Source organism: Streptomyces sp. NPDC049837 (assembly GCF_040674455.1).
Taxonomy (GTDB): domain Bacteria; phylum Actinomycetota; class Actinomycetes; order Streptomycetales; family Streptomycetaceae; genus Streptomyces.
The window spans coordinates 288,202-302,868 of record NZ_JBFAMP010000002.1; the positions used below are offsets into that span (position 1 = coordinate 288,202).

Below are 14,667 nucleotides of genomic sequence, written 5' to 3' on the forward strand. Positions count from 1 at the left end.
GGGGATCAGAGTGCCCCGGACGGGGCGACGGCGTCCAACTCGATGTGCCGGGAAAAACGGATGCGCGGCCGGTGTCGGACCATTATCTTGAATAACCATGCAGGAAAATGAATCGCAGAACGAGCACGTGGTGGCAGGTCGCGAGCGGATGATCCGTGCGGACGGGCTCGAGTTGTGGACCGAGGACTTCGGCAACCCGGACCACCCGGTGGTGCTGCTGGTGATGGGTGCGCAGGCACAGGGCATTCAGTGGAACGACGGCATCGTCCGTCGCCTGGTCGAGGGGAGCCGCAGGGTCATCCGCTACGACCACCGCGACACCGGACGCTCTTCCGTCGTTGACTTCGCCGCCCGGCCGTACACCGTCGCCGACATGGCCTCCGACGCACTCGCCGTCCTCGATGCGTTCGGGATTGAGCGGGCCCATTTGGTGGGTGCGTCCCTCGGCGGCATCATCGCTCAGCGACTGGCCGTCGCGCACCCGCACCGGGTGCTGACCCTGACGAGTCTGTCGTCGCAGCCCGCCGGCACCGACATGGCGGCGGCGGTGCGGCGCGTCCTGGAGGGAGCGCCTCCGCTCCCCGGTGAACTGCCTCCGCCCAAGCCCGAACTGCTGGCCGCGCTCACCTCGGCCTTCCCCCGGTCCGGGACGAGCCTGGAGGACTACCTCACCGCACGGCTGCCGCTGTGGCGTGCGCTGCACGGGCCGGTGCTGCCCTTCCACGAGGACGAGTACGTCGCGATGGAGCGGCGGGTGTACGAGCGGGCGCGCGATCTGCAGGCCTCTCTCAACCACACGTTCGCCGGGGCCGCCGACACGGGCTCCACGGCGGACCTGGCCACCATCACCGCACCGACGCTGGTATTGCACGGCACCGAGGACCCGATGTTCCCGCCCCAACACGCCGAAGCCACCGCCGCAGCCATTCCCGGCGCCCGCCTGGTGATGATCGAGGGCATGGGCCACACGCTTCCCACGGCGCTGGACGGCCGCTTGGCCGGCGAAATCCTCCGCCACATGGGCCGCGACGCGGGCCGCGACACGGGCCGCGTCTGATAAGCCCGTGACAAGGTGGGTCCCGGCCTGGCCCAGGAAGGAGCCGGGCCGGGCCCACCACCCACGGGCGGCGAACGATCGGCCGAGCCCCGGTGGATAACGTCCGCGACCACGTCTTCGCCGACCAGCCCTGGCCGGCCGCGGACCCGGTCCTGACGACGGTCCGACCCTCACCATCGCCCCGGTCGGCCTCCCGGATGTCGGGCTCCCTCAACCATGGCAGACAACCCACCACGCCGCCCGAGCCCGAGCCCGGCCTGAGCGGGAGCTGGGACGCCTCCGGGAGGGCGCTCCCGCCCCGGTGCCGCGAGGAGCCGGCCGATGCTCCAAGGAGCGGAGCGCCGGCACGAAGAACGAGGCGGGCGGTACCGCGTCGCGAGGTCTGTCAGCCCGATGTCGCCGGCCCGCCCACCGGCAGGCGCAGCGCCAGCTCGTCGTCGAGGAGCGCGGCCACGTGCCGGTCCCAGGCGATGGCCAGCGAGGCGGCGGCGGGGCCGGGAAGTGTCGCGCCGGAGGCGAGTGCGCGTACGACGTCCGGGCCCGAGCCGGACGGCCAGGGGACGGACTCCAGAGGGAGCTGGTGGTCCATCTCCACCACGGATTCGATGTCGAACCGCACGAACAGCGGCGGCGTTCCGTCGGCGCTCTCGGGCAGCCCGTGGAGGTTCCGGCAGTAAGCCGGGCCCAGCCGGAGCCACCGGGCTTCCAGTAGCGCCAACCGGTCGGGCGCGTCCGCTTCCACCACGACCCCTCGGGCGAGTACGGACGCCCCGTCCCCGTCCCCGTCCCCATGGATCACGTACGCGAGGTCACCAACGGCGACGTCTTCGTGGCCGCCGACGTACCAGCGATCCGTCCATGGTGTGCCGTCCATCGCGCACTCGAACATGTCGACCGCGTCGTAGAAGACCCCGGCCTCACAGGTCAGCACCCGCATGACCACCGCCTGTCTCCCCTCCCCGAAACGACGGCAAGTGTACGGCCATTGGGGAAGGGCGCGGGAGGTGGCCGTACCGGTCGGCCATGGCCACGTCGTGAGCCGGGCCGCTGCGCCGCGCGCGGTTCCGGCTTCCTCGGAACCGGTTGTTCCACCGGTGGCCAGAGAATGCCTACACGTGTCCAATCGGCTCGATGTCTTGACGCGCTCAGCTCAGATGGGCACGCTCCGTGCGGACAACGGCGGAGTCGGGCACATCGGTGTACTCGTCTCGCTGCTGGGATTCCTAGGGGGGAATCAATGCACGCGTTATCGACGCGAATGCGCACGCCCATACGTGCTCTCCTGGCCGGACTCGCGGTCCTGGCGCTCGCCCTGACCGGCATCGTGGCCTTGGCGCCCAGTGCCCATGCGGTGCCCGTGCCCGACGCCTCGGCCAGTCCCACGGCCGTCGCCCGGTACGGCACCTCGACCGTGACGCTCAGACTCGACGGCGAGTCCAGCACCCAGTCGACACCGACCGACCTGGTCCTCGTGCTTGACGAGTCCGGCAGCATCGACGCCACCGAGTGGGGCCAGCTCAAGGACTTCGCCAAGAGCATGGTCAACGGGGTGGCCGCCCACGGCCTGTTCACCAACGGCGGCAAGGTCGGCGTCGTCGGCTTCGCTGACGGTGTGACACCGCCCGTCAGCTCGCTCAGCGGTGACAAGGACGCCGTCCTGAACGCCATCGACACCAACCCCAAGCAGAACACCGGCACCTGCATCGCCTGCGGCCTGGCCGAGGCCAACGCCGTCATGGGGCCTGACAACCCCGCCCGCAACCAGCTCGTGATCGTCATCACCGACGGCGAGGCGACCAGCGGCAACACGGCCGCGGAGGCCACTGCCCTGCAGGCCAAGGCCACCGTCTTCGCCGTGGGCGTCGGTGGCGGGATCCAGCAGGCCACCCTGGAGGTCATCGCCAGCGGCCCCGGCTCCGACAACACCTTCTCGGCCGGTGACTTCGGTAACCTCGACACCCTCCTGAAGCAGATCGTCGAGGCGGTCGTGGTGCCCGGCGCCACCCACCCGTCCATCGCCGTCACACTCGACGCACCCTGGGAGCTCGTGGCCGGCACCGTAACCGCGAACCTTGCCGGATCGGCCGTGAACAATGTCACCGCCGACGGGTTCACCTGGTCCCGGGCCGATCTCGGCGACGAGAACCTGGAGATCACATACCAGGTCAAACACCGAGGCGCCCCCTGCGGGCCGCTGGACGTGAACAGCTCCGTCGTCTACCACGACGACCAGAACGCCTCCGTGACGTTCCCCAAGGTCGTCGTCACCGTCAACTGCCTGCCGCCCGTCGCCGACGCGGGGCCCGACAAGAGCGTCGACGAGGGCTCCGCGGTCACGCTCGACGGCTCCGCCAGCCATGACCCGGACGGCACCGTCGTCTCGTACGCCTGGAGCGGCGCCGACGCGGGCGTCGGCACGCTGGCGGACGCGGGCACGGTGGCGGCCACGTACAAAGGTCTCGACGACGGCGGCGACGCCGTGACGCTCACCGTGACGGACGACAACGGTCTCACCGACGACGACACCACGACCGTGACGGTCAAGAACGTCGCACCGGACCTCACCCTGACCGCGTGCCCGGTCGATCCCGGCGCGGTCGGCACGGACGTCTCCATCGCCGGTACGTTCACCGACCCCGGCACCCTCGACACTCACACGATGTCGGTCGCCTGGGGCGACGGCACCACCACCGATGTGCCCGGCGTGAACTCCCCGGTGGGCAGCACGCATCAGTACACGGCCGCCGGCATCTACGACATCGCCGTCACCGTCACCGACGACGACGGCGGGTCCGACACCCAGCACTGCGGCTTCGTCGTCGTGTATGACCCCAACGGCGGTTTCGTGACCGGCGGCGGCTGGATCACCTCGCCGGCCGGAGCCTACCCGGCCGACCCGGGAGCGACCGGGCGCGCGAACTTCGGCTTCGTATCGAAGTACAAGAAGGGCGCGACCGTGCCCACCGGAAGCACGGAGTTCCAGTTCAAGACCGGGAACCTCAACTTCCACTCCACCGACTACGAGTGGCTGGTCGTCGCCGGTGACAAGGCCATCTTCAAGGGCACAGGCACCGTCAACGGCGCGGCCGGGTACTCGTTCATGCTCACCGCGACCGACTCACAGCCGGACACCTTCCGGATGAGGGTGTGGAAGACAGCGGACGACACCCTCGTCTACGACAACCAGACGGGCTCGGCGCCCGACGCCGACCCGACGACCGCCCTCGCGAGCGGATCGATCGTGATCCACAAGGGCTGACCCGGCACCCGGCCGGCGGCTCACCACCGCAGGCCGGGGCACGGCCCGCGCCCACTCATTCCTCCTACCGCGTGCGCGTGAACGCGGTGGAATGAGTGGGCGTTTTCGTTACGGTCTGCGACGGCAGCCCGCGGTCTATCGGTACGACTCCGCCGGCTGCACCAACGGAATCACCCGCCACGGCGTCGGCGTCCACCGCGTCTCCACGCCCCCAATGGCCCTGGGCTGCGGCGCCACGGCGCCTACGGCGTCGACTCATCCCAGCCGCGTACGTCCAGTCCGGCGGCCCCCGGCACCTCGATCGGTGCGGGGGACCGCCGGCAGGCGTGTTGAGTCAGGGAGGCCCTGCCGGGGACGGTGTCGCAGTTGTTCGGGCGGTTGAGCGAGCGTGGCCGTGGGCGGTGTTACGGCGCCGGGGCACGACTCCGTTGAACATGCCGCCGCTGTCGGCGAGTCCGCCGGTCACCGTGGCGGGGCGTTCCCCCGCCGGCACTGCGAGTCGAACCGCCAGTCGTGCCGCTGAAGTGCCCGGTCGACCCCGCCTGCCGTGCGTGGCCGGGTGCGCCGGACGGTCGATCACGGGTCCATCGGGACGCTCGTCCCCACCCGGGCGATCCTGCCTCTCGATTCATGACGGCCAGCGCTTCACGATCCACGCGGCGAGAGCGATGCTGCCGAACGTGGCGGTCATGGCAGTGCCGAGTGTCGTGAGAACCACTGAGAGTGACATACCGGAAAGCTAGCCAGTCATGGCGCCGGTGGCCATCCCGCTGCAACCCCTCTTGGTTGCGCAGCTCGCACAAAGCGCCCCCCTGAATCGGGGCGGGGGCCTGCGAAACCCGTTCCCGGCAGGTGGCCGTCGCGCCCCGCATGGTCCGGTGCCTGGTGCCAAGCCGGTGTTCGCCCGTCAGGGCGCCGAGCACAGCTCCTGCCCTGGTGCCCAACGCCAGCTTGTGAAGCGGACATTCACCCGCAACGCACTGGCTCCGCCGCTCGCAGATCCATTGGCCCGGTGAGGGGCGCCTGCCGCCTCAAGGTACGCGCATCACGTGTACGTGTCCATCATCAGCGGACCGAGCGGGAAGGAGGAGCACTCACTCTTTCCATGATCAGGATATAGCGCACAGGGGGGCTTGCGGCAAGACCCCGGGGATGCCGCAGAATCGCCCACCTGACCAAGAAACACAAGGCCGCGCCCGCTCCTACCGGCACTGCCTGATCCGTACTCACATCCCTCTCGAAGGAACGAGCCGCCCTTGCGTAAGCTGACCTACTACATCGCCGCCACCCTCGACGGCTACATCGCCGGTCCGGACGACCAGTACGACTTCTTCCCTTTCGAGGGTGAGGAAGCGGCGGCGATCCTGGCGGACTTCCCCGAGACCATGCCCACGCCCGCACGTGGGCCGCTGGGCATCGCCGACCGGGCCGCCCAGCGGTTCGACACGGTCATCATGGGGCGCGCGACCTACGCCCCGGGCCTGAAACTGGGGTGGACCAGCCCGTACGCGCACCTCAGGCAGTACGTTGTCTCCCGCACGCTCGTCAGTCCCGATCCGGCGGTGACCGTCACCGACGACCCGGTCTCGCTCGTCCGCGAGCTCAAGAAGCAGGACGGCATGGACATCTGGCTGTGCGGCGGCGGCAAACTGGCGGCCGCCTTGCGCGACGAGATCGACGAACTGATCATCAAGCGGCACCCCATCGTCCTCGGATCCGGCATCCCCCTGTTCGACGGCCCGTTCACCCCGACGAACTTCGTCCCCGGCACCACACGAACCTTCGGCTCCGGCCTCACCATCACCACCTTCTCGAAGGTGCCGCCTTCGGCGGGCGAGCGGAGCTGAGGAGGCGTTCGATTTCGCCGTCCGTGATCATTCTTGAGTGCCGGACTCGGCACCTGAACTGACCTGGGCCCGGTGGCTCAAGAGACACGTAGCTGATCGCTCCCTGACGCGCGCAACGCGTGGCGCACTGGGGGTGAGGGCCTGACCAAGTACCAAACCTGCCCCCTCCATGAGCGCGGCGACCCGTGGCAGGTCCTCCTGCGGATTGTCGCTGCGCTGCAGCCATTTCGGCACTTGCTTGGCGGTCATGGGGCCGCGCTCGGCTCTGGCCCTGGCCAGATTGGCGAGGCTGGTGGTGACGGCTCCGCCCTGCAGGTCGGTGTCCACCAGGTACGCGTTCTGCTCGTCGTAGCCGTACATGGCCACGACGTGCCCGCCGAAGTGCACCTTGGTGCTGAAGTAATCCAGGTGGTAGCTGTCGAGCTGAAGCCCGACCGGCCGACCCGCGTCGATGGTTGCGGCCACGTTCTGCCACGCCTTGCGCGGGGAAGTGGTCTCCTCGACCAGCAGCTCAAGCCCGAGTGCGGCGGTCAGCTTCCTGGTGAGCTTGACTCGGCCTCCCAGGAAGGGAAAGCCCATGCGTTTGCTGTCCCAGTAGACGAAGGACAGCCCGGAGCCCAGCCCGAGCAGCATGGGCTCGGACAAGTCGAGTCCCTCATGCCGCAACAGCACAGCGCCGTCGTCTCGCAGTGCTGCATACCGCGGACATCGATGCCTGTCACCATGGTCATGCCGCTCATTCTCCTCCCTCACCCTGCCGACCCGTCTATTGAGTCATGAGGCCATGCCTCTGCCCGGTCGTGCGGGGGAGGCCCACCGTCGCTGCGGACGCTGCAACGCGGAGGCCAACAAGAAGTTCGGGTGGAGGCTCAGTTGCCTTCCTGCCGGGGGCAAGTAGATGTCTGTGCACCGTCAGGCCATGCCGACACTGCTGCCGCCCGCTGGTCCTCGAAGCACGCTCGCTTCGGCCAATTGAGCAATTCCGCTGGGTGACGGCACCTTGTATGTCACCTTGGCGCTCCACTGTCCTACGCGGTCGGCTGAGCTTTGTGCCTGCGCGCTTGTCCCGCGGCGAGTCTCAGCCGTCCCACGGGTGCCTGCGGCACGGGGTGCGAAGCTGGAGGTGGTGCGGGACAGGCCGTATGTGTCGGCGTACTTGTGTCAGCCAGGAGGCTGTACACCAGTGAGTTCGTGGATCGGATGCGGCGCCTCGCGAGTTTTGGCACTTGAACCTTGGCTGCACCTCGTGGGTGAAGTTATGAGAGGCGGCGAAGAAGAACGACAGCCCCGGGGAAGAGGCCGAAGCGGCGCGGCGTCGGCTTCGTCCGGCGCGACGGCCGCGAGCCGCTCGGACTGGGCACCGCGATGACGATGATGACGACCGAGCACTGCACGGTCGACCCGGTCGCCGGCGGATGCGTCCAAGCCCAATGCGACGACATCCTGGCCACGCTGGCGCTAGAGCTGGCACGTCACATCCAGGCCGTGGCGTTCGACGCGGAAGACACCGGCCGCCTGGATGTCACCGCCGAGGCGCGGGCGTACGACAACGAAGCTGCGCTGGAGCGCGCCGAAGCTGGTCCCGGCTGTCAAAGCGCTACCGGCGAGTCGCCGACCGGGCCGAGGCCGGCAACGTCGAGATCGGCTACATCCCGACCAACTGCTTTGTGCTGGCCGGCCCAGGCCCAGTTCACCGCCCTGCGCTACTTCGCCCTCGACGGCACCGACCACTCCACCCACAAGGCCCGGAGCAGCATGATCCGCCGCTACATCATCTGGCGGAACGAGAACCCCATCGACAAGCGCCTCAAAGCCCTCATGACAGGGCTAGTACTGCAACGGTCTTTGCCGTGACGGTTTGTCAGGTGGGGGGCACCTTGGGCAGTCCGATCAGCGCGTCGATGCCGAGGTGTTCGAGGAGCAGGGACTTGAGGCCGCGGCCGTCGATGAGTTCCATGCGGCCGGTGCGGTAGGCGAAGTCCTTGTTGGTCTTTCCAAGCCAGCCGGTGGTGACGAGGATGCCCTTGGCTGTGGCCTTGTCGTGCATCACGCCGGCCAGCGCGCGTACTGCTTCGGCGGGAACGGCATTCTTGGTGCGCTTCGCCTGGATGATGCATAGGCCGCCGGTGATCGGGTCCTCATTGGTGGCGACCGCGTCCACGCCGTCGTCGCGGGAGGCTTGTGTCACCCATGCCTTGAGGCCGATTGCCTCGAACAGCGCCTGATGAGGTGCTCGAATTCGATGGGATTGAGTGCCACGAGGTCGGGTCGACTGTCCAGGCCCGCGACAACGTCGACCTCCGGGGCGAGCTTGTACTTGCTGAGGTCGAAGGTGACCACAGGGCGCACCGGTTCGCGGTCACGCGTCCTGGACGGGCGGCTCAGCACCGAACGATCCTGGTGCTGGTTCGGTGCTGACTTCGGAGGGTCAATGGGGAGAAAACCGCAGGTCGTAGCTCTTCTCGGATGAGTTGTCGTACCACTCAATAGTTGTGCCGATGAGGCTGGCGGCGACAATACGCTTGAGACTGGCGGGAGTTGGTGGAGCGGTCGCGGGGGAGGACATCGGCACCACTTCCTGGCGTGTGACGGGGACGTGTACGTGTCGCCACACCGTAGGAACGCGCAGGTCAGAGGCGTATGTGGTGGGACACCATAGTTCTCTGGGCGGGTGTGCGCGGCGCCACCATGGGGGCACCCGCGGGCGACGGCCGGAGTTCTTCGAGGGGCCCACGTCATCACCTGCTCCCGCCCCTCCCGTGCTGACTTGGTGCTGACTGCGTCGCGCGGAACTCCGGCATGTGCCACAGCTACCTGAAACAGGCTGTCCCACGGCCCTCCGGGCGATCACACTTGACACGCGCACCAGGGACTCGACGTGGCGCTGCTGGAGACCACCCCGTACCCGGACGGCGAGGCGGTCGTCGAGGTCAAGGCCACCAGCGGCGATGGCCGACTGGGTGGCGACGACTGGGACCGAGCCGTGGTGAATTACCTGGTCACCCGGTTCAAGGACCTGCACGGCGTGGACCTGTCCCGGGACGAGACGGCCGTGGAGCGGCTGCGGGAGGCGGCCGAGAAGGCGAAGATCGACCTGTCGTCGTCCTCGGAGACAACGATCGCGTTGCCCTACCTCACGGTCGGTGCGGAAGGCCCACTGCACCTCGAAGAGCGCTTGACCCGCCCGCAGTTCCAGCATCTGACCCGCGGCCTGCTGGAGCGCTGCAAGGCACCGGTCCAGCACGTGCTCGAGGACGCGGCCCTCCCCGTACGGGAGATCGAGCATGTCCTCTTGGTCGGCGGTGCGACACCGATGCCGGCCATCACCGACCTCGTGCGCGAGCTGACGGGGGCAGGGCACCGAGCAGGGCCGCGCATGCCGGCGAGCTTGCCGCGATCGGCGCTTCGCGGCAGGCCGGCCTGCTGACGGGCGTGCCCACAGGGTTCCTGCTGTATGACGCGGTTCAGATGGCCTTCGGTGTGGAGACCGCGGGAGGCGTCCTGACAGAAATCATCACGCGCAGCACCCCCCATACCGGCCAAGCGCTCCGTCGTCTTCACCACCGCAGAGGCCATACCGGCCGGTGACGAGCGTCCCATCGTGCTGCACGTCTACCAGGGCGAGCACGCCGTCGCGGCACGCAACCACCGCCTGGGCACGGTCGAGCTGACCGGGCTGCCGTCAGCCCCACGCGGCGCGCCTCGCATCGAAGTCACCGTCGACGTCGACGCGGACGGTACCGTGGGCGTCCTCGCACAGGACTGGGAAACCCAGAAGGTGTGGCGAATGGTCAGCGCCGAGGACGCCGCACCGCCGCGGGAGGGCATCGCCGTGGTCGAGGTGGTGGAGCCCGAAGCCGAGGCCGAGCAGCCCGAGAACGTGAGCAGCGAGCCTTCTCCCATACGGATGTCGGCGGCGGCCGAGCGCGACCACCTGGGCGGCCACCGGGCCACGTACCATGCGGGCACCCGGGGCTATACGGTCCCTGCCGTCATCGCCACTGTTTTCCTGGTGCTGGCCGGGGTCGGGCTGGCCGTCCCCAACATGGCCCAAGTGGCCGTCTGCGGGACGCTGGCGGCCGTCTTCGGATGCTTCTTCGCGGCGGCACGGTACGGCACCCAGCGATATGCGCAGCTCCCCCTTGCCCTCGCCGCCGTCCGCAGAGGAGAGACCGTCTCGTTCGGCACCATCTCCGTGAGCCGGGACGAGGTGACGGCATACGGCAGATCTCGGTCGAGGCCGGCAACGTCTCGCTGAACATCGCCCGTAAGTGGCTCCCCCTGGTCGACACGAAGGTGAGCCACATCCCGAACTGCTTCGTCTTCCACGCCCTCGCCACACACCTGCACAGGCAGGAATGACCACGCGGCCGCGGCCTCACCCCCGAGCCGCGCGCCAAGCTCATACGGGCCGACCGGCCCTCGGGCAGGCGTTGCGGCGGCCAGCGGCCGCGAGACGCAGGCTCGAACAGCGAGGCGGCGACTGACGACCGCACCACGTTCACGCAGCGAGTGAGTGGTCTGTGTGCAGAGCCGCTTCGCCGCCGACGTCCGGGCTTCTGTGGAAGGGCGGTATGAGGGGGTGCCCAGTCACCGATCTCATCGGGTGTTTAGGGTCGGGTCCATGACCAGAACCACACCGCCGCGGCCGCTGGATGTCGAGGTGCTCTTCCCAGAACTCGCCGCGTACCAGGGCACCACCACCAGGCTTCACCCGAGGCCGGGGGACCCGGACGTGTCGGCCAGTTCGGTGGGTGGGCCGATGCTGTGGCCGGCGGACGAGCCGTGGCCGGTGTGCACCGAGGCCCACGGTCGAGGGCGCGGACGGCGCCCTGCGGATATTCACCGACAGCGAGAGGTCCTGGTCGGTGCGTGGGCCCGCGATCCGCTCTCGGGACCCACGGAGGAGGAGCGGCAGCTCCTGGATGAACTGCGCCGCGAGCACCGGGTCCCGGGCGTCGGCGTGACTGATCCGCTGCCCCTCATCGGCCTCGCGCAGTTGTACCGGCGGGATGTCCCCGACCTGCCGGTCGGCCCGGACGGCTGCGACCTGCTCCAGGTGTTCTGGTGCCCTTTCGACGCGCACGGCCCGAACCGGTACGATCTGCTGCTTCACCTGCGCTGGCGCAGGTCGGCAGAGGTCGGCGAGGTGCTGGTCTCGCCGCCGCAGCCGAGGGTCGTCGGCTCCCCGGGGTACGTGGCCGAGCCTTGCGTGCTGCACCCGGAGCAGGTGGTCACCTACCCGTTCGCCGGTCTCCTGCCCGAGGATCTGTGCGCCCGGATCGACGCGTGGGAGGAGGCCCTTGAGGAGGAGGCCGAGCAGCAGGAGGACGAGGACGCGGACGAGCCGGTCGGCTACCAGTACGACCTGTCCATCCCGCCCGGCTGGCGCGTCGGCGGCTTCGCGTCCTGGCACACGACCGACCCGTCCCCGATGGACTGCCTGGCCTGCGCGACGCCCATGGATCTCCTGCTGACGATCGACAGCTCTGAGTGGGACGGCGGCAGCGAAAGCTGGAAACCGCTGGAAGAAGGAGACCTCCCCGCGCACCGGTCCGCCACGCCCACCAAGGTGATCGTGGGCCGCGCCGGCGAGCTCAACGTCTTCACATGCCCCGCCGATCCTGAACACCCGCACCGCTGGAGCATTCAGTAGGCCGGGGCCCTGCACGGCCACGACATCGCCTCCACCGACAACAAGTCGGTCCACCAGGCGTTGAGCCGGTGGAAGTTCATCGCGGTGGCGGAAGGCCCCTTATTGCAGTCCGGAACCATGGGCGACGCCGCGTCGGGCGTAGCCAACTATTCTGAACGATCAGTAAGACAGGCCCTGGAAGCGGGGCCAGCGGGGGTCAGCACGTGACGTGGAACTCGTTCCCGGCGGCGTCGAGGAACTCGCCGGGTTCCCGGTGGGGGTGAGTGACCTCCAGGCGCAGCCTGTTCCGTGCCGCCTTCGGCGCCGCAGGCGGCCCCATCACCAGCGAGACCGTGCTGGTGGGGCTCCGGCGCAGCCGGACGCCCCAGTCGTGGGACACGACCGCGCGCCAGTCGGCCTGGGACTGCCAGAAGGCCGACTGCGCATGGCGGTCCTCCTCGGCGACGTCGAGGCAGATCGCGACGAGACCGGAGTCGGTGAGCACGCCGGGGTGACCGGGACGCAGTACGCAGAACTCGTTGCCCTCCGGATCGGCCAGCACGTCCCACGGGACATCCCCCTGGCCGATGTCGACCCGCGTCGCACCGAGTGCGAGCAGGCGCGCCACCTCGGCCGGCCAGTCCGGGCCGCCGGCCAGGTCGAGGTGGAGTCGGTTCTTGTGCGCCTGCTTCTGCTGCGAGGTCGGCTCGAACCGCAACCGCAGGCCGCCGGTCCGGCCCTGCGTGGCGTCCCGCCAGAAGCGGTCCATGCGCGCGACATCCAGCGCGTCGATCACGACCCCGGTCAGCATCCTGTTTCCCCCAGCCGTCGAACCCGTCGCTGCTCATTGTCGCTGCCATTGCCGACGTCAGAGCCGGGGGCCCAGGTGGCGAACACGCAGCCGTCCGGGGGAGCGGTCCGCGCCGTTCGGGAGGCGCATCCTTGACGCCTGATCGCCGAACGCAAGACCAGCAGCTCAACTCATTTTGAAGCGAGCAGTAAGACTCACGTGCGCAAGTCCCGCCGTCAGCCGGGGGATTCGGCCCGTCCCTCAATACTCCCTGGGCTCCACCGGCGGGCCGGGCAGAGGAGACACGGGGGAAGCATGGCGGAGGCTGCGGAGACATCGCTGGCGATGGACGTCCTGACCGTGGTCGGACCGGCGCTGGCGCTGCGAGTGGCAGCGGTGCCTCTGCTGACACGTGCCCAGCAGGCCGTGCGGAGGCAGGCGTCGGCGGACCCGGCCGCGCCGCCCCGGACCGTCCCGGGACCCGGTCGCGGGAGAGCTGGCCCTGGGAGTGACGGGTGGCATCGGCCTGTGGGTCCTGCTGAAGCTGGACCTCTTCCCCGGGCAGTACTTCCTGCTGCGCCCGGTCGCCCCGGGCGGCGGGACCTTCCTGTCGCAGTACTACGGCCTGTCCCTGGCGATGGGGTGGACCAGTACGTCGTCACCGTCGCCCTGGCAGCGGTGGTCTGGCCGCTGCTGTGGCTCCGGACGCAGCGCAACCTGCTGTCCACCGGTGCGCCCGCGAGGTCGTGGACCTCATCGCCCCGGGGACGCTTCCGGCTGGGTGGCCTGGCGGCCCTCCGGGGCGCACTGGGTCTCCTCCTGCCGACGGGGCTGGTGCCGGCGGCTGTCACGTGCCAGGTCGTCGCGTACGTGGCGAGCCGGAAGTACCAGGCCGGGGCCGGGATTCCGGCGGGTGGCGATCCGGCCCCGCGCCCCACCACGGGGCAGGCCGTCGCCGACGCGCCGACGGTGGGGCCCGGGGCCGCGGCTCCCGCCCCGCTCGCCGGACCGATCGCCCCGCTCGCCGAGCCTCCGCGGCCGGCTCGGCCCGGCGCCTACGTGCCGACGCGACCCGACGCCGTCGCCGGCGCCGTACCGGCCATCGCCCACCAGCCGCTCCGCCCGGGCGAGCCGGGGACGATCGGCGGCTACCAACTGCTGGGCCGAATCGGCGCCGGAGGGATGGGCACGGTCTACCTCGCCCGGCGGGAAGGGGCGGCGACACAGGTCGCGCTGAAGACCATCAACCCCGAACTCCTCGACAACGCCGACCTGTTGCGCCGGTTCCAGCGCGAGTCCGAGGTGCTGTCCATGGTCCCCGGCGCCTACACGGCCCGTGTCCTCGACTCCGGCATCGACGCCGGACGGCCGTACCTGGCCATGGAGTTGCTGGACGGACGGCCCCTCGACGTCCACCTGGGGGAGCACGGGCCGACCCGGGCCCCCGACGCGCTGCGGGCGCTGGCGCTCGCGCTGGCCGTGGCACTGTCCGGGGTGCACCGGCTCGGCCTGGTCCACCGCGACCTCAAGCCCGCCAACATCATGCTGTCGACCGCCGGCCCGCGCCTGCTCGACTTCGGCATCGCCGACCTGCTCGACGGCACCAGACTCACCCGCACCGGCGTCGGACCGGGGACCCTGACGTACATGGCGCCGGAGCAGTTCGGCGAGGAGCGCGTCGGCCCGGCCGCCGACGTGTGGGCGTGGGCCTGCTGCGTGGTCTGCGCCGCGCACGGCACCAGCCCGTTCGCGGCGACCGGTGCGGGCGCGGTGATCCGCCGGATCGTGGACACCGGCCCCGAGCCGGCCGCGCTGGCGGCGGTGCACGCCCTCGCCCCCGAACTCGCGGCCGCCGTCGGGCGGGCGCTGGCCACCGATCCCGCCGCCCGGCCGTCGGACGGCGCGGCCCTGGTGGACCTGCTCACGTCCCGGGGGACGCACCACGAGCCGGCGCGGATGGAAACCGTCCGCGAGGAGATCACCCGGGGCTGGCGCACCCTGAGCCTCTGACCGCCGGGGCCCGTGAGCACGCCCGGCCCTGCCGCCACGGCAACCCGGAGTCGGGGACCGGGACGACGG

Annotated in this window: 12 protein-coding genes and 1 pseudogene; 9 read left to right on the forward strand and 4 right to left on the reverse strand. The window is 69.9% G+C overall.

Annotation, left to right across the window (positions count from 1 at the left end; genetic code table 11):
• Positions 1 to 97: 97 nt before the first annotated feature.
• Positions 98 to 1,057, forward strand: coding sequence for an alpha/beta fold hydrolase (locus tag AB0J57_RS05955; protein WP_366126752.1), 960 nt, complete (start codon positions 98 to 100; stop codon positions 1,055 to 1,057).
• A 385-nt stretch (positions 1,058 to 1,442) separates the two neighbouring features.
• Here AB0J57_RS05955 and AB0J57_RS05960 read toward each other — a convergent pair whose 3' ends face one another.
• Positions 1,443 to 1,994 carry a hypothetical protein gene (locus AB0J57_RS05960; RefSeq protein WP_366126753.1) on the reverse strand — a complete coding sequence of 184 codons (552 nt, stop codon included), beginning with the start codon at positions 1,992 to 1,994 and terminating at the stop codon, positions 1,443 to 1,445.
• Between the two features lie 321 nt (positions 1,995 to 2,315).
• Here AB0J57_RS05960 and AB0J57_RS05965 point away from each other — a divergent pair, with 321 nt between their 5' ends.
• Together AB0J57_RS05965 and AB0J57_RS05970 are read left to right on the forward strand one after the other, a co-directional pair.
• Positions 2,316 to 4,316 carry a VWA domain-containing protein gene (locus AB0J57_RS05965; protein WP_366126754.1) on the forward strand — a complete coding sequence of 667 codons (2,001 nt, stop codon included), beginning with the start codon at positions 2,316 to 2,318 and terminating at the stop codon, positions 4,314 to 4,316.
• A gap of 1,256 nt (positions 4,317 to 5,572) precedes the next feature.
• A complete protein-coding gene (locus AB0J57_RS05970) occupies positions 5,573 to 6,163 on the forward strand; it encodes a dihydrofolate reductase family protein (protein ID WP_366126755.1) in 591 nt (196 codons plus the stop codon).
• Between the two features lie 156 nt (positions 6,164 to 6,319).
• Here the strand turns inward: AB0J57_RS05970 and AB0J57_RS05975 are convergent.
• A pseudogene (locus tag AB0J57_RS05975) lies at positions 6,320 to 6,894 on the reverse strand (BtrH N-terminal domain-containing protein); the annotation flags it as partial.
• Positions 6,895 to 7,528: 634 nt separating this feature from the next.
• On the opposite strand from AB0J57_RS05975, the gene AB0J57_RS05980 reads away from it, so the two are divergent.
• Complete coding sequence (locus AB0J57_RS05980; RefSeq protein ID WP_366126756.1) at positions 7,529 to 8,017, forward strand: hypothetical protein; 489 nt, start codon at positions 7,529 to 7,531, stop codon at positions 8,015 to 8,017.
• A 7-nt stretch (positions 8,018 to 8,024) separates the two neighbouring features.
• On the opposite strand, the gene AB0J57_RS05985 is transcribed toward AB0J57_RS05980, so the two are convergent.
• Complete coding sequence (locus AB0J57_RS05985) at positions 8,025 to 8,351, reverse strand: restriction endonuclease (protein ID WP_366126757.1); 327 nt, start codon at positions 8,349 to 8,351, stop codon at positions 8,025 to 8,027.
• 690 nt (positions 8,352 to 9,041) lie between these two features.
• Between AB0J57_RS05985 and AB0J57_RS05990 the strand changes: the two genes are divergently transcribed.
• From AB0J57_RS05990 to AB0J57_RS06005, 4 genes are all read left to right on the forward strand, one after another.
• A complete protein-coding gene (locus AB0J57_RS05990) occupies positions 9,042 to 9,590 on the forward strand; it encodes an Hsp70 family protein (protein ID WP_366126759.1) in 549 nt (182 codons plus the stop codon).
• Positions 9,560 to 9,751 carry an Hsp70 family protein gene (locus tag AB0J57_RS05995; protein ID WP_366127160.1) on the forward strand — a complete coding sequence of 64 codons (192 nt, stop codon included), beginning with the start codon at positions 9,560 to 9,562 and terminating at the stop codon, positions 9,749 to 9,751. Before AB0J57_RS05990 ends, AB0J57_RS05995 begins: the two co-directional genes overlap by 31 nt.
• Positions 9,696 to 10,421 (forward strand): Hsp70 family protein, encoded by a 726-nt coding sequence (locus AB0J57_RS06000; RefSeq protein WP_366127161.1) that lies wholly within the window; start codon positions 9,696 to 9,698, stop codon positions 10,419 to 10,421. Before AB0J57_RS05995 ends, AB0J57_RS06000 begins: the two co-directional genes overlap by 56 nt.
• Positions 10,422 to 10,787: 366 nt before the next feature.
• Complete coding sequence (locus tag AB0J57_RS06005) at positions 10,788 to 11,819, forward strand: hypothetical protein (RefSeq protein ID WP_366126760.1); 1,032 nt, start codon at positions 10,788 to 10,790, stop codon at positions 11,817 to 11,819.
• A gap of 196 nt (positions 11,820 to 12,015) precedes the next feature.
• On the opposite strand, the gene AB0J57_RS06010 is transcribed toward AB0J57_RS06005, so the two are convergent.
• On the reverse strand, positions 12,016 to 12,609 hold the full coding sequence (locus tag AB0J57_RS06010) for a VOC family protein (protein WP_366126761.1): 594 nt from the start codon (positions 12,607 to 12,609) through the stop codon (positions 12,016 to 12,018).
• Positions 12,610 to 13,230: 621 nt separating this feature from the next.
• Here AB0J57_RS06010 and AB0J57_RS06015 point away from each other — a divergent pair.
• The gene (locus AB0J57_RS06015) at positions 13,231 to 14,598 is read left to right on the forward strand and encodes a serine/threonine-protein kinase (protein ID WP_366126762.1); all 1,368 of its coding nucleotides are present in this window, start codon (positions 13,231 to 13,233) and stop codon (positions 14,596 to 14,598) included.
• The last annotated feature ends 69 nt before the right edge of the window (positions 14,599 to 14,667 follow it).

Excerpts from the sequence above, each read along its gene's own strand:
- AB0J57_RS05955 (WP_366126752.1), top strand. The coding sequence starts at position 98 with ATGCAGGAAAATGAATCGCAGAACGAGCACGTGGTGGCAGGTCGCGAG.
- AB0J57_RS05960 (WP_366126753.1), bottom strand. The coding sequence starts at position 1,994 with ATGCGGGTGCTGACCTGTGAGGCCGGGGTCTTCTACGACGCGGTCGAC.
- AB0J57_RS05965 (WP_366126754.1), top strand. The coding sequence starts at position 2,316 with ATGCGCACGCCCATACGTGCTCTCCTGGCCGGACTCGCGGTCCTGGCG.
- AB0J57_RS05980 (WP_366126756.1), top strand. The coding sequence starts at position 7,529 with ATGACGATGATGACGACCGAGCACTGCACGGTCGACCCGGTCGCCGGC.
- AB0J57_RS06005 (WP_366126760.1), top strand. The coding sequence starts at position 10,788 with ATGACCAGAACCACACCGCCGCGGCCGCTGGATGTCGAGGTGCTCTTC.
- AB0J57_RS06010 (WP_366126761.1), bottom strand. The coding sequence starts at position 12,609 with ATGCTGACCGGGGTCGTGATCGACGCGCTGGATGTCGCGCGCATGGAC.